The sequence below is a fragment of the Streptomyces sp. NPDC048275 genome, assembly GCF_040652275.1.
Taxonomy (GTDB): Bacteria; Actinomycetota; Actinomycetes; order Streptomycetales; family Streptomycetaceae; genus Streptomyces.
Map to the genome: position 1 here is coordinate 1 of NZ_JBEZLR010000007.1, position 19566 is coordinate 19566.

Here is a 19566-nt window from a genome sequence, read left to right on the forward strand (position 1 = left end):
TCGCCGCCCGCCACATCGCCCAGCGCGCCGGCGCGCCGCTCGTCGCGGGCACCCCCGACCCGGTCTCCGGCGCGGACGAGGTCGTCGCGTTCGCCAAGGAACACGGCCTGCCGATCGCGATCAAGGCCGCGTTCGGCGGCGGCGGCCGCGGACTGAAGGTCGCCCGCACCCTCGAAGAGGTCCCCGAGCTGTACGAGTCCGCCGTACGTGAGGCGGTCGCCGCCTTCGGACGCGGCGAGTGCTTCGTCGAGCGCTACCTCGACAAGCCCCGGCACGTGGAGACCCAGTGCCTGGCCGACTCCCACGGCAACGTGGTCGTCGTCTCCACCCGTGACTGCTCACTCCAGCGCCGGCACCAGAAGCTGGTCGAGGAGGCCCCGGCACCGTTCCTGTCCCCGGCGCAGGTCGCCGAGCTGTACGCGTCGTCCAAGGCCATCCTCAAGGAGGCCGGGTACGTCGGTGCGGGCACGGTGGAGTTCCTGGTCGGCATGGACGGCACGATCTCCTTCCTGGAGGTCAACACCCGTCTGCAGGTCGAGCACCCGGTCACCGAGGAGGTCGCCGGGATCGACCTGGTCCGGGAGATGTTCCGCATCGCCGACGGCGAGGAACTCGGCTACGGCGACCCGGAACTGCGCGGCCACTCCTTCGAGTTCCGCATCAACGGCGAGGACCCCGGCCGGGGCTTCCTCCCCGCCCCCGGCACCGTCACCACCTTCGCCCCGCCGTCCGGCCCCGGCGTCCGCCTCGACGCGGGCGTCCAGTGCGGCAGCGTCATCGGCCCGGCCTGGGACTCCCTCCTCGCCAAGCTGATCGTCACCGGCCGTACCCGTGAGGAGGCGCTCCAGCGGGCCGCCCGCGCCCTGGACGAGTTCGAGGTCGGCGGGATGGCCACGGCCCTGCCCTTCCACCGCGCGGTCGTACGGGACCTCGCCTTCGCCCCCGAACTGACCGGCTCCACCGACCCGTTCACCATCCACACCCGCTGGATCGAGACCGAGTTCGTCAACACCGTCCCGGCCTTCGCGAGCCCCGCCGACACCGCCGAGGCGGACGACGAGCAGGTCCGCGAGTCCGTCGTGGTCGAGGTCGGCGGCAAGCGCGTGGAGGTCTCGCTCCCGTCCTCGCTGGGCATGTCCCTGGCCCGCACCGGGCTCGCGGCGGGCGCCAAGCCCAAGCGCCGCGCCGCCAAGAAGTCCGGCCCGGTCGCCTCCGGCGACACCCTCGCCTCACCCATGCAGGGCACCATCGTCAAGGTCGCCGTCGAAGAGGGCCAGGAGGTCAACGAGGGCGACCTCATCGTGGTCCTCGAGGCCATGAAGATGGAACAGCCCCTCAACGCCCACCGCTCCGGGACCATCAAGGGCCTCACCGCCGAAGTCGGCGCGTCCGTCACCTCCGGCGCCGCCATGTGCGAAATCACCAACTGATTCATTAGCTGATTCGTGCGGAATGCGCGATGCGTCAGCCGTGGATTCCCGGAATGCCTGCGGAATTCTGACCGGGTCTGACAATTCCCTGACATGGGGAACATTGAAACCGTCCGGACCGCCCCAGATACTGAATATGAGCTTTCGTCAACTGTCGTGTGGTGGGCCTCTAGGAGAGGGAAACGTATGTTCAGCACGCTGATTGTGGCTCGGTTGGAACCCGGGTCGAGCGTCGATGTCGCCAAGCTTTTCGGTGATTTCGACAACACGGAAATGCCGCACCTCATGGGCACCCGTCGGCGCCAGCTCTTCCAGTACCGAGGTCTGTATTTCCACCTTCAGGACTTCGACGCGGACAACGGCGGCGAGCTGATCCAGAGCGCCCGGCACGACCCGCGCTTCATACAGATCAGTGACGACCTGAAGCCGTTCATCGAGGCCTACGACCCGGCGACATGGCGTTCCCCGGCCGACGCGATGGCGAAGCGCTTCTACAACTGGGAGGCGTCCGCGTGAGCCAACGACGAGTTGTCATCACCGGCATAGAGGTGCTGGCCCCCGGCGGTGTCGGGGCCAAGAACTTCTGGAACCTGCTGAGCGAGGGCCGTACGGCCACCCGCCGCATCACCTTCTTCGACCCCGGCCAGTTCCGCTCCCGGGTCGCCGCAGAGATCGACTTCGATCCCGCGGAGCACGGCCTGAGCCCGCAGGAGATCCGCCGGATGGACCGCGCCGCGCAGTTCGCGGTGGTCGCGGCCCGTGGCGCGGTCGCCGACAGCGGCATCGACATGGAGGCCTACGACCCCTACCGCGTCGGCGTCACCATCGGCAGCGCGGTCGGCGCCACCATGGGTCTCGACGAGGAGTACAACGTCGTCAGCGACGGCGGCCGGCTCCACCTCGTGGACCACGCGTACTCGGCCCCGCACCTGTACAACTACCTGGTCCCCAGCTCCTTCGCGGCCGAGGTCGCATGGACCGTGGGCGCGCAGGGCCCCAACACGGTGGTCTCCACGGGCTGTACGTCCGGCATCGACTCGGTCGGCCACGCGGTGGAACTGCTCCGCGACGGCTCCGCCGATGTCATGATCGCGGGCTCGTCCGACGCCCCGATCTCGCCGATCACGATGGCGTGCTTCGACGCGATCAAGGCGACTACGCCCCGGGACGACGCCCCCGAGCGGGCCTCCCGCCCCTTCGACGGGACCCGCAACGGCTTCGTCCTCGGTGAGGGTGCCGCCGTGTTCGTCCTTGAGGAGCTGGAGAGCGCCAAGCGGCGCGGCGCGCACATCTACGCCGAGATCGCGGGCTATGCGACGCGCTCGAACGCGTACCACATGACGGGTCTGCGGCCGGACGGCGCGGAGATGGCCGAGGCCATCACGGTCGCGCTCGACGAGGCGCGGATGAACCCGACCGAGATCGACTACATCAACGCGCACGGCTCGGGCACCAAGCAGAACGACCGCCACGAGACCGAGGCGTTCAAGCGGAGCCTGGGCGACCACGCCTACCGGACCCCGGTCAGCTCGATCAAATCGATGGTCGGGCACTCGCTCGGCGCGATCGGCTCCATCGAGATCGCCGCGTCCGCGCTGGCGATGGAGAACCACGTCGTGCCGCCCACGGCCAACCTGACCACCCCCGACCCCAAGTGCGACCTCGACTATGTGCCGCTGGTCGCCCGGGAGCAGCTCACCGACGCCGTCCTGACCGTCGGCAGCGGCTTCGGGGGATTCCAGAGCGCCATGGTGCTGGCGCGTCCCGAGAGGAGCGTGGCATGACCACCACGGTGGTAGTGACCGGTCTGGGCATCGCCGCCCCCAACGGCCTGGGCACCCAGGACTTCTGGGCCGCGACCCGCACCGGCAAGAACGGCATCGGACGGGTCACCCGCTTCGACCCGTCCTCCTACCCCTCCACCCTGGCGGGCGAGGTCCCCGGCTTCGTCGCCGAGGACGTGCTGCCGAGCCGGCTGCTGCCGCAGACCGACCACATGACGCGGATGGCGCTGGTCGCCGCCGAGTGGGCGCTCGCCGACGCGGGCATCGACCCCAAGGCGCTGGGCGAGTACGACATGGGCGTCGTCACGGCCAGCTCCTCGGGCGGCTTCGAGTTCGGGCAGGGCGAGCTGGAGAAGCTGTGGAGCCAGGGCAGCCAGTACGTGTCCGCGTACCAGTCCTTCGCCTGGTTCTACGCCGTCAACAGCGGCCAGATCTCCATCCGTAACGGGCTGAAGGGCCCCAGCGGTGTCATCGTCAGCGACGAGGCCGGCGGTCTCGACGCGGTGGCGCACGGGCGGCGGCTCATCCGCAAGGGCACCCCGATGATCGTCTCGGGTGGCGTCGACGCGTCGATCTGTCCCTGGGGCTGGGTGGCGCAGATGGCCGGAGACCGGCTGAGCACCAGCGACGAGCCGACCCGCGCCTACCTTCCCTTCGACGCCGACGCGTCCGGCTATGTGCCGGGCGAGGGCGGCGCCATCCTGATCATGGAGTCGGCCTCGTCGGCCTGCGAGCGCGGCGCCAAGATCTACGGCGTGATCGCCGGCTACGGGTCCACCTTCGACCCCCGGCCCGGCAGCGACCGCGAGCCCGGTCTGCGCAAGGCGATCGAACTCGCCCTGGCCGACGCGGAGGTGGCTCCCGAGGACGTGGACGTGGTCTTCGCGGACGCGGCCGGCGTGCCGGAGCTGGACCGGATCGAGGCCGAGGCGATCTCGGCGGTCTTCGGTGTCCGGGGCGTTCCGGTCACCGCGCCCAAGACGATGACGGGCCGGCTGTACTCCGGCGCTGCCCCGCTCGACGTCGCCACCGCCCTGCTCGCCATGGAAGAGGGGCTGATCCCTCCGACGGTGCACGTCAACCCCGACGAGGAGTACGGCCTCGACCTGGTCCTCAACCAGTCGCGCACCGCCCAGGTGCGCACCGCGCTCGTCCTGGCCCGCGGCTACGGCGGCTTCAACTCCGCCCTCGTCGTCCGCGCCGTCGACTGACCCCCCGCCCCACCGAAACGATCCGACCTGGGAAGGAACCCACGTGTCCACTCCGGAATTCACCCTGGACGACCTGCGCCGCATCCTGCTGGAAGGCGCGGGCGTCGACGAGGGCGTCGACCTCGACGGCGACATCCTCGACGAGGCGTTCGAGGTCCTCGGCTACGAGTCGCTGGCCCTGCTGGAGACCGGCAGCCGTATCGAGCGCGAGTACGGAATCGTCCTCGACGAGGACCTGCTGACCGACGCCGACACCCCGCGCGCCCTCATCGAGGCCGTGAACCAGCAGTTCGCCTCCGACGAGCCCGCCGCCGCCTGACGTTCCGTACGTTCTGTCGGCTTCCCCGGGCCGGGCGAAACCTTTCATCGCATCCGAGGGGGTCTCGTCCGGCCCGGGCCCGCCGCGGCCGCAGCCGTCGCAGATCACCAGCCACAGGGAGAGGAAGAACATGTCAACGCAGGAGAAGCGGGTCGCTCTCATCAGCGGTGCCACCAGCGGCATCGGTCTCGCGGCCGCCCGCGCGCTGGCCGCCGGCGGTCACCGTGTCTTCATCGGCGCGCGCAACGCCGACCACGTCGCCGAGACCGTCAAGGCGCTCCAGGAGGAGGGCATCGAGGCCGACGGCACGGTCCTCGACGTCCGCGACTCCGCGTCGGCCGCCGCCTTCGTGCAGGCCGCCGTCGACCGCTTCGGCACCGTCGACGTCCTGGTCAACAACGCCGGCCGGTCCGGTGGCGGCGTCACCGCCGACATCGAGGACGAGCTGTGGACCGATGTCATCGACACCAACCTCAACAGCGTCTTCCGGCTGACCCGGGAGGTCCTCAACACCGGCGGCATGCGCCACAAGAGTCGCGGCCGGATCATCAACATCGCCTCCACCGCGGGCAAGCAGGGCGTCGTCCTGGGTGCCCCCTACTCCGCCTCCAAGCACGGCGTGGTCGGTTTCACCAAGGCCCTCGGCAATGAGCTGGCCCCCACCGGCATCACCGTGAACGCCGTCTGCCCCGGCTATGTCGAGACGCCGATGGCGCAGCGCGTGCGCGCCGGATACGCCGCCGCGTACGACACCTCCGAGGACGCCATCCTCGAGAAGTTCCAGGCCAAGATCCCGCTCGGCCGCTACTCCACCCCCGAGGAGGTCGCCGGCATGGTCGCCTATCTCGCCTCCGACACGGCCGCCTCGGTCACCGCGCAGGCCATCAACGTGTGCGGCGGACTCGGCAACTTCTGAGCAGGCCCCCGCACGCCGCCCGACTGTCGGCAGCCCGTACCCAGCCATGGAAGAAGAAAGCGTCATGACGACCCGTGAGGTAGAGCACGAGATCACGATCGCCGCGCCCGCACCGGCCGTGTACCGGCTGCTGGCGGAGGTCACCAACTGGCCGCGGATCTTCCCGCCCACCATCCACGTGGACCGGGTGGAGCACGACGGATCGCAGGAGCGGATACAGATCTGGGCCACCGCCAACGGCGAGGCCAAGAACTGGACCTCGCGCCGCGAACTGGACCCCGAGGCCCTACGCATCACCTTCCGCCAGGAGGTGACCGCCCCGCCGGTCGCCGCGATGGGCGGCACCTGGGTCATCGAGCCGCTCGGCGAGAACGAGTCCCGGGTACGGCTGCTGCACGACTACCGTGCCATCGACGACGACCCGCACGACCTGATCTGGATCGACGCGGCCGTCGACAAGAACAGCCGCTCCGAGCTGGCCGCGCTGAAACAGAACGTCGAGCTCGCGCACGCCGCGGAGGAAGTGACGTTCTCCTTCGAGGACACGGTCTACATCGACGGCGCGGCAAAGGACGTGTACGCCTTCATCAACGAGGCGCACCTGTGGTCCGAGCGCCTGCCGCACGTGGCGACGGTCCGCCTCGACGAGGACACCCCCGGCCTGCAGACCCTGGAGATGGACACCCGGGCCAAGGACGGCTCCGTGCACACCACCAAGTCGTACCGCGTCACGTTCCCGCACGAGCGCATCGCGTACAAGCAGGTCACCCTGCCCGCCCTGATGACGCTGCACACCGGCCACTGGACCTTCCAGGACACCGACCAGGGCGTCGCGGCGACCTCCCAGCACACGGTCACCCTCAACACGGACAACATCGAGAGCATCCTCGGCTGCGGAGCCACCGTCGCCGACGCCCGCGAGTACGTCCACACCGCGCTGTCCACCAACAGCCGCGCCACTCTCACCCACGCCAAGGCCTTCGCAGAGAACAGGCGTTGACGATGACGACGGACCATCAGGACACCGACACGACCACCCTGGACACCGACGTCCTCGTGGTCGGAGCGGGCCCCGCCGGACTGATGCTCGCCACCGAGCTGAGGCTCGGCGGCGCCGAGGTGGTCGTCGTCGACCAGCGCCCCGGCCCGACCACCGAATCCCGGGCCTCCACCCTGCACGCCCGCACGATGGAGATCCTCGACTCCCGCGGACTGCTGGACCAGCTCGGTACGCCGCCGTGCGAGCCGCGCGGCCACTTCGGCGGCGTACCGCTGGACCTGACGCTGCCCAGCCCGTACCCCGGGCAGTGGAAGGTCGCCCAGACCCGCACCGAGGAGCTTCTGCAGCAGCGGGCCGCCGAACTCGGCGCCGAACTGCGGCGCCGGCACCAGTTGCTGTCGGTCACCACCGAGGACACGGCGGTCGAGGCCGAGGCCATCGGCCCGTACGGTCCCGTCCACATCCGCGCCCGCTATCTGGTCGGCTGCGACGGCGAGGACAGCACCGTACGGCGGCTGGTCCGGGCCCCCTTCCCGGGCCGGGACGCCACGCGCGAGCTGCTGCGCGCCGATGTCTCCGGGGTCGCCGTGGCCGACCGGCGTTTCCATCGCCTCGAGCGCGGGCTCGCCATCGCCGCCACCCGGAACGGAGTGACCCGGGTGATGGTCCACGAGTTCGGGCGGCCCCCCGGTGAACGCGGCGGCGCCGAACCGGACTTCACGGAGGTCACCGACGTCTGGAAGCGCGTCACCGGCGAGGACATCAGCCACGGCACCCCGCTGTGGGTCAACGCCTTCGGCGACGCCGACCGGCAGCTCGCCCACTACCGGCACGGCCGTGTGCTGTTCGCCGGGGACGCCGCGCACCGGCAGATGCCCAGTGGCGGCCAGGCCCTCAACCTGGGCGTCCAGGACGCCTTCAACCTCGGTTGGAAGCTCGCCGCCGTGATCCGCGGCAGCGCCCCCGAAGACCTCCTCGACACCTACCACCGCGAGCGCCACACCGTGGGCCGCCAGGTCCTCGCCAACATCCGGGCCCAGGTGGAACTCCTCCTCGGCGGCCCGGAGGTCGAACCCACCCGCGCCCTGCTCACCGAACTCGTCACCCTGGACGGCGTACGACAGCACCTCGCCGGGATGATCAGCGGCCTCGGCATCCGGTACGACGTCGAGGGCGACGGGCGCGACGGAGATCAAGACTTCGGGGTCGGCGTCGCCAACGGCGTCGGTGTCGGCTCCGAAACCCGCCCCGAGGCCCATCCCCTGCTCGGGCGGCGGCTGCCGGACGCATGGCTGGAGCCGGTGGAAGGTGGCGCGCGGCGCCGTACGACCGAACTGTTGCGCACGGGTCGCGGGCTGCTGTTGTCCCTGGACGGGGACGGTGCCCGGGCGCTGCGCGCCGCGACGGCCCCCTGGTCGGACCGGGTCACCTTCGCTGAGGGACGCCCCGCCTCCGGGGGCCCGATACCGGCAGGCCGAGCCCTTCTCGTACGCCCCGACGGTTACGTCGCCTGGACCGGCTCGGCCCCGGACGGTCTGCCCGAGGCCCTGACCCGCTGGTTCGGTGCCCCGGCCGACGGCAGCTGAGCACGACCGCACGCCCACCCACCGAAAGAGCGAGGAAAGGACACCGACACCCATGGACGTGCAGAGGGACGCGGACGTCATCGTCGTCGGCGCCGGCCCGGCCGGGCTGATGCTGGCCGGGGAACTGCGGCTGGGCGGCGTGAGCGTGATCGTCGCCGAGCGGCTGACGCAGCCCACCGGACAGTCGCGCGGACTCGGGTTCACCGCCCGCGCGCTGGAGTCGTTCGACCAGCGCGGACTGGTACCGCGCTTCGGCGGGCTGCAGACCAGCCCGATGGGCCACTTCGGCGGGGTGCAGTTCGACTACACCGTGCTGCGGGACGCCCACTTTGGGGCCCGCGGCATCCCGCAGTCCCAGACGGAGGCGGTGCTGGAGGAGTGGGCCCGGGAGGTGGGCGCCGACATCCGGCGGGGCTGGGAGTTCCTGGCGCTGGAGCAGGACGAGGACGGGGTCACCGTCACCGTGTCCGCCCCGGACGGCGAGCGCACCCTGCGTGCCGCGTACCTCGTGGGCGCCGACGGCGGACACAGCCCGGTGCGCAAGGCCGCGGGCTTCGACTTCCCCGGCACCGACGCCACCCGCGGCATGTACCTCGCCGACGTGGTGGGCTGCGCGGTCAAGCCGCGGTTCCTGGGCGAGCGGCTGCCCGGCGGCATGATCATGGCCGCACCGCTGGCCGAGGGCGTGGACCGGATCATCGTGTGCGAGCACGGCACCCCGCCGGCGGACCGCAGCGAGACCCCGGAGTTCGCCGAAGTGGCGGCGGCCTGGGAGCGGCTGACGGGCGAGGACATCTCCGGCGGCGGCGCGGACTGGGTCAGCTCCTTCACCGACGCCACCCGTCAGGTCAGCGAGTACCGGCGCGGACGGGTGCTGCTGGTCGGCGACGCGGCGCACATCCACCTTCCGGCGGGCGGCCAGGGGCTGAGCACCGGCGTCCAGGACGCGGTCAACCTCGGCTGGAAGCTTGCCGCGACCGTGCAGGGCCGGGCGCCCGAAGGCCTCCTCGACACCTACCACGACGAGCGCCACGCGGTCGGCGCGCGGCTGCTGATGAACACCCGCGCCCAGGGCACGGTCTTCCTCGGCGGGCCCGAGTCCCAGCCGCTGCGCGATCTGTTCGCCGAGCTGATCGGCCTCGACGAGGTCAAGCGGCATCTGGCCGGGGTGGTCAGCCACCTCGACGTCCACTACGACCTCGGGGAGGGCGGCCACCCGCTGGTCGGGCGCCGGCTGCCGCCGCGGGCGCTGGGCACCGACGCCGGGGAGGTCCGTACGCCGGAGCTGCTGCACGCGGCCCAGGGCGTACTGCTCGACCTCGCCGACGACTCCGTGCTGCGTGCCGCCGCGGCCGGCTGGAAGGACCGCGTCACCACCGTCACCGGCACCCCGCAGGACCCGGACGCCTTCGACGGCGCCACCGCGCTGCTGGTCCGCCCCGACGGCTACGTCGTCTGGGCCGACACCGACGCGACGGAGCTGTCCGCCACGCTGCACCGCTGGTTCGGCGCGCCGGAGGGCGAGTGAGGACCGGAGCGCGCCGACCACGAAGGAGGACCGGCACCGGCCCGCGCTGACCGAGAAGAACCGGCGCGGCATGGGAGGACCAGCGAAGGGCCGGTGCCGGCATTCGTCGACCACGAAGGACGGGCGTCGGCGGCGAGGACCAGCGAAGGGCCGGTGCCGCCGTTCGTCGACCACGAAGGACCGGCACCGGCATGCGTCGACCACGAAAGGGAGTACCCCCAGTGAGCGTTTCCACGGTCGAGTCGAACCCCTCGTCCGTACCGTCCGCACCCGGTTCCGGCATGCCCCCCATGTCACCGGGCGTCCGCCCCGTCGCCCTGGCCGCCGGGGACGTCACGCTCTCCGCGCTGATCGCCCAGCCGGCCGGGCCACCGCGGGCCACGGTCGTCGCGGTGCACGGGGGAGGCATGAGCGCGGGGTACTTCGACGGACAGGCCCACCCCGACGTCTCGCTGCTCGCCCTCGGCGCCCGGCTCGGCTACACCATGGTCGCCGTCGACCGGCCCGGCTACGGGCTGTCCGCCGCGGACGCCCCGAGCGGACAGACCCTGGCCGAGCAGTCCGCCTCGCTGCACGCGGCGGTGCGGCATCTGGCCGGGCGCTGCGAGACCGGCGCCGGGGTGTTCCTGCTCGCGCATTCCTTCGGCGGCAAACTGGCCCTGACCTACGCCGCCTCCCAGGCCGGCGATCCGGACCCGGCCCTGCCGCCGCTGCTCGGGCTCGACATCTCCGGCCTCGGCCGGGACTACGCGGTCGACCCGGGCAGCGCCCTGCCCGACCCGCGCGGGCACCAGCACTGGAAGCGCAACTGGGGTGCCCTGCGCTTCTATCCGCCGAACACGTTCCGCGCGGCGGAGTCCCTGGTCGCGCCGATGCCGGTGCGCGAGCGGGCGGAGGCCCGCTGGTGGCCGCGCCGGTTCGCGGTCGCGGCCGCGGCGGTGCAGGTACCGGTGCGGCTGACGTTCGCCGAGCAGGAGCACTGGTGGCACCACGACGAGGAGACCGTCGCCGACCTCACCGCGCACTTCGCCTCGGCGCCGTACACCTCCGTCGACCGCCAGCCCGGCGCGGGGCACAACATCAGCCTGGGCTGGGCCGCCCGGACCTACCACCTGCGCGCGTTCGCGTTCTTCGAGGAGTGCCTCGCGCGCCGGGCCGCGGGCGCGTCCTTGACGCCCTGATGCCATGACGACCACGAGGCTCGACGCCATGGACCGCACACGGCGTACGCCGTTCCGCTCCCTGGCGGTGCGCAACTTCCGGCTCTTCGCGGCCGGCCAGGTCGTCTCGGTCGCGGGCACCTGGATGATGGTCACCGCCCAGGACTGGCTGGTGCTCTCCCTGACGGGGGACTCCGGCACAGCTCTGGGCACGGTGACCGCGCTCCAGTTCACGCCGCTGCTGCTGTTCACGCTGTACGGCGGCCGGCTCGCCGACCGCCACGACAAACGGCTGCTGCTCACCGCCGCCAACCTGGTCTCCGGCGCCCTCGCCCTGGCGCTTGCCGTGCTCGTACTGGCCGGAGACGTCGAGCTGTGGCACCTGTACCTGTTCGCGCTGGGCCTGGGCACCGTCAACGCGGTCGAGGTGCCCACCCGGATGGCCTTCGTCAGCGAGATGGTCGGCCCCGAACTGCTGCCCAACGCCTCGGCCCTCAGCGCCGCCTACTTCAACACCGCCCGTGTGGTGGGCCCCACGCTGGCCGGGCTGCTCATCAGCGCGGTGGGCGCGGGGACGGCGATGCTGCTCAACGCGGTCAGCTATCTGGCCACGGTGACGGGGCTGCGCATGATGCGGCCCGAGGAACTCGTGCGGACGGCCCCGCCCACGCACGGCGCCCGGGTGGTGGACGGGCTGCGGTACGTCCGTGGCCGCCCCGACCTGTTCGTGCCGCTGGCGCTGGTCGCCGCGGTCGGCCTGTTCGGCTTCAACTTCCAGCTCACCCTGCCGCTGCTCGCCAAGACGGTCTTCCACTCGGGGGCGACCGCGTTCGGGCTGCTGACCACCGTGTTCGCCGCCGGTTCGCTGCTCGCCGCGTTCGTCACCACCGCCCGCAGCGGGCGCCCGTCGGCCCGTACGGTCACCGGGGCCGCCATGGCGTTCGGGCTTTTCGAGACGGCGGCCGGCTGGTCGCCCACCTACGCGTGGGCGGCCGTCCTGCTGTTTCTGACCGGCTTCGCCACCATCTACTTCGCCCAGGCCGCCAACCACCGCATCCAGCTGGGCAGCGACGCCGCCTACCGCGGCCGGGTGATGGCGCTCTACACGCTCATCCTGCAAGGACTCACCCCGCTCGGCGCCCTCTTCGTGGGCTGGCTCAGCGTCCATCACGGTGCGCGCTCCGGCCTGTACGTGGGAGGGCTCGCCTCGTCGGCGGCGGCGCTCGCGGTGCTGCTCGCGGGGCGGACACGTCGTTTCTTCCTCGGCCACCGGCCGACGCCGGCATCCCGTCGGACCCGGCCTCACCCACGAAAGGCAGCCCCATGAGTTCCACGCATGAAGACTCCCCGTGCAGTTGGCTGGACCGGCTCCCGGACCCGGTCCAGCTGCGCGCCATGACTCCCGACGCGCGCGCCCGTGCCATCGGCCACTGCCTCCGTCTCGAGCTCCAGGACCTGCTCGCGGTCCCGCCGGGCCACCGGCTCTCGCCCGGCCTGCCGCTGCGCGGCCAGGGCCTGGACCCCCTCGACGCCCTGCACCTGGGGCGCCGTATCCGGCGCGCACTCGACGCCGAGGTGCCCGCCGAGGTGCTGCGGGAGAGCACCGTCGGCGAGCTGACCGCGCTGCTCGCCCGCTGACCGACCGGACGTACGTCTCAAGCCACTTGAAGGGGAGATCCCTAGATGGAGCCCGCAATACCCATCGAGCTCAACGGCCGGCTGACGGAGCTGGCCGAACGCAAGGACATCGCCCGCGCAGGACAGGACCCGAAAGCCACCGAACGCCAGCACGCCAAGGGCAAGCTGACCGCGCACGAGCGCATCGAACTACTGCTGGACAAGGGCAGCTTCCAGGAGGTCGAACCGCTGCGCCGACACCGGGCCACCGGCTTCGGCCTGGAGGCGAAGAAGCCGTACGGCGACGGTGTGATCACCGGCTGGGGCACGGTCGAGGGCCGTACGGTCTTCGTCTACGCGCACGACTTCCGTGTCTTCGGCGGCGCGCTGGGCGAGGCCCACGCCTGCAAGATCCACAAAATCATGGACATGGCCATCGCGGCCGGTGCTCCGCTGGTGTCCCTGAACGACGGTGCCGGCGCCCGTATCCAGGAGGGTGTCAGCGCGCTGGCCGGTTACGGCGGCATCTTCCAGCGCAACACCCGGGCGAGCGGGGTGATCCCGCAGATCAGCGTCATGCTCGGCCCGTGCGCGGGCGGCGCCGCGTACTCGCCCGCCCTGACCGACTTCGTCTTCACCGTCCGGGACATCTCGCAGATGTTCATCACCGGGCCCGACGTGGTCCGTGCGGTCACCGGTGAGGAGATCAGCCAGAACGGCCTCGGCGGCGCCGATGTGCACGGCGCGGTCTCGGGCGTGGCCCACTTCGTTCACGACGACGAGGAGAGCTGCCTCGCCGAAGTGCGCTACCTGCTGTCGCTGCTGCCGTCCAACAACCGGGAGCTGCCACCGCGCCACGTCAGCGGTGACCCGGGCGACCGGTCCGGTGACGTACTGCTCGACCTGGTGCCGCACGACGGCAACCGCTCGTACGACATCCGCGGGGTCGTCGAGGAACTCGTCGACGACGGCGACTACATGGAGGTGCACGCGGGCTGGGCGCCGAACATCGTCTGCGCGCTGGCCCGTATCGACGGCCACTCCGTCGGCATCATCGCCAACCAGCCGGCCGCCATGGCGGGTGTCCTGGACATCAAGGCGAGCGAAAAGGCCGCGCGGTTCGTGCAGTTCTGCGACTCCTTCAACATTCCGCTGGTCACGCTGGTCGACGTACCCGGCTTCCTGCCGGGCGTGGACCAGGAGCACGACGGCATCATCCGGCGCGGCGCGAAACTGCTCTACGCGTACTGCAACGCGACCGTGCCGCGCGTCTCCGTGGTGCTGCGCAAGGCGTACGGCGGCGCGTACATCGTGATGGACTCCCGCTCCATCGGCGCGGACATCGCGCTGGCCTGGCCGACCAACGAGATCGCGGTCATGGGTGCGGAGGGCGCCGCCAACGTGGTCTTCCGGCGGGAGATCGCCGCCGCCGACGATCCCGACGCGATGCGTCAAGAGAAAATCGACCAGTACAAGGAGGAGTTGGTCCACCCTTACTACGCCGCCGAACGCGGACTGGTCGACGACGTCATCGACCCGCGCGAGACCCGGGCGGTGCTCGCCCGCTCACTCTCCATGCTCGCCGCCAAGCACGCCGAACTGCCCCGCCGCAAGCACGGCAACCCGCCCCAGTGAGCGAGGCCTCAGTGCGCAAGGGAGGATCCATGACCACGCAAGACCCCACCCCTGACCCCGCGGCCGGTCCGCTTTTCCGGATCGAGCGCGGCAGTCTCTCGCCCGAGGAACTGGCCGCGCTGACCGCGGTACTGATGGCCGTCACCGCCGGCCCCGGCGTCAAGCCCGACGACGTGGCCCGCAGGCACCAGGTCGTCGCCCTGTGGCGCCGCCCCGAACGCATCACCGGCTTCGACGGCCCCCGCACCTGGCGAGCGGCGGCCTGAGCCCGCCACCAGAACAACACCAAGAAGGGGCCGGAGAGTTCACCAGAACTCTCCGGCCCCTTCGCTGTGCAGGGGGTCCCATTTGCCAGGGGCCCACTGCAGAGCGCCCCATAGGGGCGCGGGGCTGTGACATGTGCGGCTCCGCCGCGTGGGCGCGACGGCCAGGACAGTGTCTTCGCTGTGTGGGGGGATCCATGTGCCAGGGGACCCTGCAGCGCGCCCCATAGGGGCGCGGGGAACTGCGCGACCAGCCATGAACGGCCCGCAGCTCCCCACCGGCCTCCTCAGCGCTCGAGATCCTCACGCTGCGCGGGATCCCGAAGCATCGAACGCAAACCGGGCTCCATTTCCACCATGCGGGCCACCGCATCAGGGGCGTACAGATACGAGGTAGGCACGGCGCGAACAGCGACGGGCCGATCCCCCGCCCCCGCCAGAGCCACCGCGGCGATGTGGGTGGAACAGAGGGGAAGGTTCCCCACCACCCACCCCGTCGGCCGCTCGGCCAGCCCCACCTCGCCCAGATAGTCGAGGTCGGCCCCCCGGGTCAGCCCCGTGCCCAGCCCTTTCAGATACGCCTCCTTCCGGGTCCACAGCCGGCCGAAGGCCATGGTCCGCTCGGTCTCGGGAAGCTTCCCGAGCTCCTCCTGCTCGGCCGGATGCAGCGCCGGCAGGCACGCCTCGGCGGTCGCGGCCGACGGCAACCGCTGTACGTCCGCCCCCACCCGCACTTCCGCCACCACCACGATCGCCAGGCCGTGGCTGTGCGAGAGCGAGAACTGGGGGGCGCCGCCGGGCACGCCGAGCACGACGGGACGTCCGTGCCGTTCACCGTTGCCGTTGTACCGCTCGCCGGCGAGGTGGAGCCGGCTCGGTTCGATGCCGGTGTACCCGGCGAGAACCCGGCGCAGTCCCACGTGCGCCGCGGCGTACATCTGACGGTCGTCGGGCCGACGGTAGGAGTCGGCCCGCCCCCTCTCGTACGCGTCGAGCTCGCCGTACGGGACGTCACGCGGAGAGTCGGGCGGCGGCAGCAGCCACACGTCCAACTCTCCCCGTGCTACAGCGAGCCGGCGCACCGTCGGGGTCAACGGCGGCCCTCCGCATGAGCCTTGGCATGGTTCAGGGTGGCGCGGCTGTTGGTGGACAGGGCGGTGTGGACGTACTCGCGGGCGTCGGCGACGGTGGCGGCGGCGCCGAGGATCTTCTCTATGTTCGCGGTGTTGAGGGTGACCGTGTGCTGGGAGGCCGCCGCGACGCCCTGGTCGGTGTCCTGGAAGGTCCAGTGGCCGGTGTGCAGGATCATCAGGGCGGGCAGGGTGACCTGCTTGTACGCGATGTGATGGTGCGCGAAGGTGACCCGGTACGACTTGGTGGTGTGCACGGAGCCGTCCTTGGCCCGGGTGTCCATCTCCAGGGTCTGCAGGCCGGGGGTGTCCTCGTCGAGGCGGACCGTCGCCACGTGCGGCAGGCGCTCGGACCACAGGTGCGCTTCGTTGATGAAGGCATACATGTCCTTGACCGACCCGTCGACGTAGACGGTGTCCTCGAAGGAGAACGTCAACTCGGAGTCGGCGTATTCGCGTTCGGCGTTCTCCTTCAGCGCGGCGAGCTCGGCCAGGGCGTTCCGGTCGACCTCCGCGCCGATCCGGTCCAGCGCCCCGGGGTCGTCTCCCTCGGCCCGGAACTCGTGCAGCAGCCGCACCCGGGAGGAGTTCTCCCCGAGCGGCTCGACGAGCCAGGCGCCGCCGAGCCCGGCGACGGGTGTCTCGGTGACCAGGTGCTGGAAGTTGATCCGCAGTGCGGCGGGCTCGACGATCCGGCGCAGCGGACGGCAGCGCGGCTCACCGGCCGCCGTGTCCCAGATCCGCAGCCGCTCCTCGCCCTCGGGGGCCTCCTCGTACTCGACGTGGACGACCGAGGGGAAGATCCGTGGCCAGTTCCCCACCTCGGCGATCAACCGGTGGACCGTGTCCGCCGGGACCGCGACGTTGATTTCGTGCGCGACTTGGCGCATGCCCGGGTGTTCCATGTGTGCTCTCTCCTCGTCCTGGTGTGGTGCGCTGGGACGGGACGGGAACGGTGACGGACAGAAAAGCCGCTGCCGGGTGGGGGATTCCCGACAGCGGCCAGCCAGTGGGGGTGGGAACGCGCCCGTGCGTCCGCGTCCGTGCGCGATCTGCCGTGCGTGGTGCTGCTGGGTGTGGTGCTGCTGTACGTGCGTCTGCCGTGCGTGGTGCGGCCGTGCGGGTGGGGCTGGTGGGCGGTGTTTCACGTGAAACATCGGTCGGCGTGCGATGCCGAGCCGTGGTTCAGACCCGGCGGCGGGCCGTCTGCCGCCCGACCGGACGGCCCGCCGCCGGGTGGCTCACTCGCCCGCGGCGCGGGTGTGCACCACGCGGTAGGTGTTCTCGTCCTGCCAGGTCTGCAGCGCGGCGACGCGGGCGTCGACCTTCTGGCGCTCCGGGGAACGCTCCCCCTGCGGCACGGCGCGGAAGGCGTCGTACGCCTCCTTGCTGTCCCACTGGGAGTAGACGACGACGAACTTGCCCTCGAGGCCGCGGGCGCGCAGGCCGCGCAGCACCGTGTGGGTGCGGTAGCCGGGGACGTCGACCAGCCACGTCTGGGACTCGCCCAGGGCGTCGATCAGGTCCTCCTGGCCCTCCGGCAGCACACCGAACAGTTCGATGGACGTGTAGTCGTCGCGGTCCGGGGAGATCTCCGTGACGCCGTCGAGCTCCGGCTTCTGCTGCGTGAACACGATCTCGTTCTGGAGCAGCCGGATCGAGGTGGTGATTTCGCCGAAGAGCGGGAGGGTGCGGTGCTTGAACTCCTCACCGGCGTAACGGCTCTCGAGGTCCTCGGTGCTGCGCCACTGAATGAAGTTGGCCGTTCCCGGCTTGTCCTGCCCGGCGTGGACCGTGCTGGATATCCAGCCCTCGTAGGCCGCCGTGTCGACGATCTCGCGCATCGCGGCGAGCAGCTTGACCTGCTTCTCGGCGGCGTCGGTCGAGAACAGGTTGAGAACGGTCAGGTGCTGACCATCGGCTGCGATCTTCGGCATTCTCTCGTCTCTTCCGTTCGAGGAAATGGGAGGTGTGAATGGAGGTACGAATGCAGCATGGCAAGGAGATCCGCCCCTGTGAAAGGCCCTGCTGTTCAGGGGAATTGGCTCTTTTGTCAATTGTTTGAGGGCGGTGTCAGATCTTTCTCAACTTCGTCAGGGATATGAAAAGCGGCCTTGGTCGCCGATTGGCAGGGGCGCCATGCTCGGGTAATGCATCCAGGCCCGGAAGTATCAGAGATATCCACTCTCCTGGACCGTTACCTCATCGGTCTCGACGACGAAGAACTCGACGACGTGTGGGCACGGGGCCTCTTCACGAAGGACGCCCTGGTCGAGTTCCCCATGAGCCGGCACGAGGGCCTCGACGGACTCGCCGGATACCACCGTGACGCGTTGGCGGCCTTCGCCGCCACCCAGCACCTGGGCTCACCCGCGGTCGTCGATCTCGACGACTCCGCCGAGCGGGCCGTACTGCGCGCGAACCTCGTCTCGACGCACGTCCACCACCCCGGTGCGGCGGACGAGCCCCTGTTTCAGGTCGGCACCCTGGCGACCGGCGAGGCCCGCCGCGCCGCCGAGGGCTGGCGGCTCTCCTCCCTGACCTTCCGCGTGCTGTGGACCCGCGGTACCCCGCCCCGACCCCGGGAGCCTCAATGACGACTCTTGCGGCGGCCAACGCCCAGGACATGAAACTCGCGATCATGCTCGTCGACATCGGCCTGGTGCTGGTGGTCGGCGCCGCGCTCGGCCGGCTCGCCCAGAAGCTGCGCCAGCCGATCGTGGTCGGTGAGATCACCGCGGGCATCCTGCTCGGTCCCAGCGTGCTCGGCCTGCTGCCGGGGAACCTGACCGAGCACATCTTCCCCGCCGACGTGCGGCCGCTGCTGTCCGCGGTGTCCCAGGTCGGGCTCATCCTGTTCATGTTCGTGGTCGGCTGGGAGTTCGAGAAGCGGCTGATCAGGCCGCACGCCCGGCTCGCCGCGGGCGTCTCCCTCTCGTCGATCGCGGTGGCCTTCGGCCTGGGGGTGGCCCTGGCACCGTTCCTGTACGACGAGCACTCCACCGTGGCCGGGCACCACATCTCCTTCGTCGCGTTCGCCACCTTCATGGGCACCGCGATGTCGGTGACCGCCTTCCCGGTGCTGGCCCGCATCCTCACCGAGAACAAGCTCCTGGACACCCGGGCCGGTTCGCTCTCGCTGGCCAGCGCCGCCATCGACGACCTGCTCGCCTGGTGCCTGCTGGCGTATGTCTCGGCCCTGGTCACGGCGAACGGCGACTACTCCGACCTCGCCGACATCGGGCTGTACAGCGTGGCTTACGTGGCCGGGATGTTCCTGGTCGTACGGCCCTTGGTGGCCCGTCTGGTGTGGCGCTGGGCCGCGACCGAGCGGTGGTCCGCACTGCTCGCGGTGCTCTGCGCGGGCGCGCTCACCTCGGCCTGGCTGACCACCTGGATCGGCATCCACGCCATCTTCGGGGCGTTCCTGTTCGGGTTCGTGATGCCCCGTGAGCCCGCCATGGTCCTGGCGGAGCACCTGCGCAAGCCCATGGACCACGTCAGCGTCGTGCTGCTTCCGGTCTTCTTCATCGTCACCGGGCTCGGCGTGGACCTCGGCGCGCTCACCTCCGGTGACTTCGTCGCGCTCGCCGCGATCATCGCCGTGGCCTGCACCGGCAAGCTGGTCGGCGCGATCGTCCCGGCGCGGCTGGCCGGATTCTCCTGGCGGGAGGCGAAGGACCTGGGGCTGTTGATGAACACCCGGGGCCTGACCGAACTCATCATCCTCAATGCCGCGGTCACCCTGGGCGTGCTCGACGGACGCATGTTCACGATGCTCGTGATCATGGCCCTCGTCACCACGGCGATGGCGGGTCCACTGCTCTCCCGTCCCCGCCCGGAGCAGGCCGACGTGCCCGAGCCGGCCGAGGGGGTCGTGGCATCGGCGCCGCCGCACGCCTCGGAACCCGACGTGGACTTCATCCGGCCGCGCACCTGATCAAGAACGCCCGCGTAACCCCGTACGTCCGCAACCCCGTACCCCGT

19 protein-coding genes are annotated in these 19566 nt (G+C 70.9%); 16 read left to right on the forward strand and 3 right to left on the reverse strand.

Features of this window, described 5'->3' with window-relative positions; genetic code table 11:
• The 14 genes from AB0D57_RS06600 to AB0D57_RS06665 all read left to right on the forward strand — a co-directional run.
• On the forward strand, nt 1-1430 hold a 1430-nt coding region (locus tag AB0D57_RS06600), incomplete at its 5' end, for a biotin/lipoyl-containing protein (protein ID WP_362067727.1).
• Between the two features lie 186 nt (nt 1431-1616).
• The gene (locus AB0D57_RS06605) at nt 1617-1946 is read left to right on the forward strand and encodes a TcmI family type II polyketide cyclase (RefSeq protein ID WP_362067729.1); all 330 of its coding nucleotides are present in this window, start codon (nt 1617-1619) and stop codon (nt 1944-1946) included.
• Entirely contained in the window at nt 1943-3214 is a 1272-nt protein-coding gene (locus tag AB0D57_RS06610) for a beta-ketoacyl-[acyl-carrier-protein] synthase family protein (RefSeq protein ID WP_362067731.1), read from the forward strand. The genes AB0D57_RS06605 and AB0D57_RS06610 overlap by 4 nt, the downstream gene beginning before the upstream one ends.
• Nucleotides 3211-4425 carry a ketosynthase chain-length factor gene (locus AB0D57_RS06615; RefSeq protein ID WP_362067733.1) on the forward strand — a complete coding sequence of 405 codons (1215 nt, stop codon included), beginning with the start codon at nt 3211-3213 and terminating at the stop codon, nt 4423-4425. Before AB0D57_RS06610 ends, AB0D57_RS06615 begins: the two co-directional genes overlap by 4 nt.
• 43 nt (nt 4426-4468) lie before the next feature.
• Nucleotides 4469-4744, forward strand: a complete 276-nt coding sequence (locus tag AB0D57_RS06620) for an acyl carrier protein (RefSeq protein ID WP_362067735.1) — start codon at nt 4469-4471, stop codon at nt 4742-4744.
• Nucleotides 4745-4874: 130 nt separating this feature from the next.
• The gene (gene fabG / locus AB0D57_RS06625; protein ID WP_362067737.1) at nt 4875-5660 is read left to right on the forward strand and encodes a 3-oxoacyl-ACP reductase FabG; all 786 of its coding nucleotides are present in this window, start codon (nt 4875-4877) and stop codon (nt 5658-5660) included.
• 64 nt (nt 5661-5724) lie between these two features.
• Complete coding sequence (locus AB0D57_RS06630) at nt 5725-6660, forward strand: aromatase/cyclase (protein ID WP_362067739.1); 936 nt, start codon at nt 5725-5727, stop codon at nt 6658-6660.
• Between the two features lie 2 nt (nt 6661-6662).
• On the forward strand, nt 6663-8246 hold the full coding sequence (locus AB0D57_RS06635) for an FAD-dependent monooxygenase (protein WP_362067741.1): 1584 nt from the start codon (nt 6663-6665) through the stop codon (nt 8244-8246).
• Nucleotides 8247-8298: 52 nt separating this feature from the next.
• Nucleotides 8299-9774 carry an FAD-dependent monooxygenase gene (locus AB0D57_RS06640; RefSeq protein ID WP_362067743.1) on the forward strand — a complete coding sequence of 492 codons (1476 nt, stop codon included), beginning with the start codon at nt 8299-8301 and terminating at the stop codon, nt 9772-9774.
• 281 nt (nt 9775-10055) lie between these two features.
• Complete coding sequence (locus AB0D57_RS06645; protein ID WP_362068108.1) at nt 10056-10955, forward strand: alpha/beta fold hydrolase; 900 nt, start codon at nt 10056-10058, stop codon at nt 10953-10955.
• Between the two features lie 4 nt (nt 10956-10959).
• Nucleotides 10960-12261 carry an MFS transporter gene (locus AB0D57_RS06650; RefSeq protein ID WP_362067745.1) on the forward strand — a complete coding sequence of 434 codons (1302 nt, stop codon included), beginning with the start codon at nt 10960-10962 and terminating at the stop codon, nt 12259-12261.
• Nucleotides 12258-12572 carry an acyl carrier protein gene (locus tag AB0D57_RS06655; protein ID WP_362067747.1) on the forward strand — a complete coding sequence of 105 codons (315 nt, stop codon included), beginning with the start codon at nt 12258-12260 and terminating at the stop codon, nt 12570-12572. Before AB0D57_RS06650 ends, AB0D57_RS06655 begins: the two co-directional genes overlap by 4 nt.
• A 45-nt stretch (nt 12573-12617) precedes the next feature.
• Nucleotides 12618-14186 carry an acyl-CoA carboxylase subunit beta gene (locus AB0D57_RS06660; RefSeq protein WP_362067749.1) on the forward strand — a complete coding sequence of 523 codons (1569 nt, stop codon included), beginning with the start codon at nt 12618-12620 and terminating at the stop codon, nt 14184-14186.
• A 29-nt stretch (nt 14187-14215) separates the two neighbouring features.
• Entirely contained in the window at nt 14216-14452 is a 237-nt protein-coding gene (locus AB0D57_RS06665) for an acyl-CoA carboxylase subunit epsilon (protein WP_362067751.1), read from the forward strand.
• Nucleotides 14453-14736: 284 nt separating this feature from the next.
• On the opposite strand, the gene AB0D57_RS06670 is transcribed toward AB0D57_RS06665, so the two are convergent.
• From AB0D57_RS06670 to AB0D57_RS06680, 3 genes are all read right to left on the reverse strand, one after another.
• Nucleotides 14737-15543: a 4'-phosphopantetheinyl transferase superfamily protein gene (locus AB0D57_RS06670; RefSeq protein WP_362067753.1), complete on the reverse strand. Its 807-nt coding sequence runs from the start codon at nt 15541-15543 to the stop codon at nt 14737-14739.
• Entirely contained in the window at nt 15540-16484 is a 945-nt protein-coding gene (locus AB0D57_RS06675; RefSeq protein WP_362067755.1) for an aromatase/cyclase, read from the reverse strand. The genes AB0D57_RS06670 and AB0D57_RS06675 overlap by 4 nt, the downstream gene beginning before the upstream one ends.
• 336 nt (nt 16485-16820) lie before the next feature.
• The gene (locus tag AB0D57_RS06680; protein WP_362067757.1) at nt 16821-17516 is read right to left on the reverse strand and encodes an antibiotic biosynthesis monooxygenase; all 696 of its coding nucleotides are present in this window, start codon (nt 17514-17516) and stop codon (nt 16821-16823) included.
• Between the two features lie 213 nt (nt 17517-17729).
• Here AB0D57_RS06680 and AB0D57_RS06685 point away from each other — a divergent pair, with 213 nt between their 5' ends.
• Complete coding sequence (locus AB0D57_RS06685; protein WP_362067759.1) at nt 17730-18176, forward strand: nuclear transport factor 2 family protein; 447 nt, start codon at nt 17730-17732, stop codon at nt 18174-18176.
• Nucleotides 18173-19519: a cation:proton antiporter gene (locus AB0D57_RS06690; RefSeq protein ID WP_362067761.1), complete on the forward strand. Its 1347-nt coding sequence runs from the start codon at nt 18173-18175 to the stop codon at nt 19517-19519. The genes AB0D57_RS06685 and AB0D57_RS06690 overlap by 4 nt, the downstream gene beginning before the upstream one ends.
• Nucleotides 19520-19566 lie beyond the last annotated feature (47 nt).

What these genes read in the sequence shown, in the direction of transcription:
- AB0D57_RS06675 (WP_362067755.1), bottom strand. Translation starts at nt 16,484, where the DNA reads ATGGAACACCCGGGCATGCGCCAAGTCGCGCACGAAATCAACGTCGCG.
- AB0D57_RS06660 (WP_362067749.1), top strand. Translation starts at nt 12,618, where the DNA reads ATGGAGCCCGCAATACCCATCGAGCTCAACGGCCGGCTGACGGAGCTG.
- AB0D57_RS06690 (WP_362067761.1), top strand. Translation starts at nt 18,173, where the DNA reads ATGACGACTCTTGCGGCGGCCAACGCCCAGGACATGAAACTCGCGATC.
- AB0D57_RS06655 (WP_362067747.1), top strand. Translation starts at nt 12,258, where the DNA reads ATGAGTTCCACGCATGAAGACTCCCCGTGCAGTTGGCTGGACCGGCTC.
- AB0D57_RS06665 (WP_362067751.1), top strand. Translation starts at nt 14,216, where the DNA reads ATGACCACGCAAGACCCCACCCCTGACCCCGCGGCCGGTCCGCTTTTC.
- AB0D57_RS06650 (WP_362067745.1), top strand. Translation starts at nt 10,960, where the DNA reads ATGACGACCACGAGGCTCGACGCCATGGACCGCACACGGCGTACGCCG.
- AB0D57_RS06605 (WP_362067729.1), top strand. Translation starts at nt 1,617, where the DNA reads ATGTTCAGCACGCTGATTGTGGCTCGGTTGGAACCCGGGTCGAGCGTC.
- AB0D57_RS06640 (WP_362067743.1), top strand. Translation starts at nt 8,299, where the DNA reads ATGGACGTGCAGAGGGACGCGGACGTCATCGTCGTCGGCGCCGGCCCG.
- AB0D57_RS06685 (WP_362067759.1), top strand. Translation starts at nt 17,730, where the DNA reads ATGCATCCAGGCCCGGAAGTATCAGAGATATCCACTCTCCTGGACCGT.
- fabG (WP_362067737.1), top strand. Translation starts at nt 4,875, where the DNA reads ATGTCAACGCAGGAGAAGCGGGTCGCTCTCATCAGCGGTGCCACCAGC.
- AB0D57_RS06680 (WP_362067757.1), bottom strand. Translation starts at nt 17,516, where the DNA reads ATGCCGAAGATCGCAGCCGATGGTCAGCACCTGACCGTTCTCAACCTG.
- AB0D57_RS06615 (WP_362067733.1), top strand. Translation starts at nt 3,211, where the DNA reads ATGACCACCACGGTGGTAGTGACCGGTCTGGGCATCGCCGCCCCCAAC.
- AB0D57_RS06630 (WP_362067739.1), top strand. Translation starts at nt 5,725, where the DNA reads ATGACGACCCGTGAGGTAGAGCACGAGATCACGATCGCCGCGCCCGCA.
- AB0D57_RS06645 (WP_362068108.1), top strand. Translation starts at nt 10,056, where the DNA reads ATGCCCCCCATGTCACCGGGCGTCCGCCCCGTCGCCCTGGCCGCCGGG.
- AB0D57_RS06635 (WP_362067741.1), top strand. Translation starts at nt 6,663, where the DNA reads ATGACGACGGACCATCAGGACACCGACACGACCACCCTGGACACCGAC.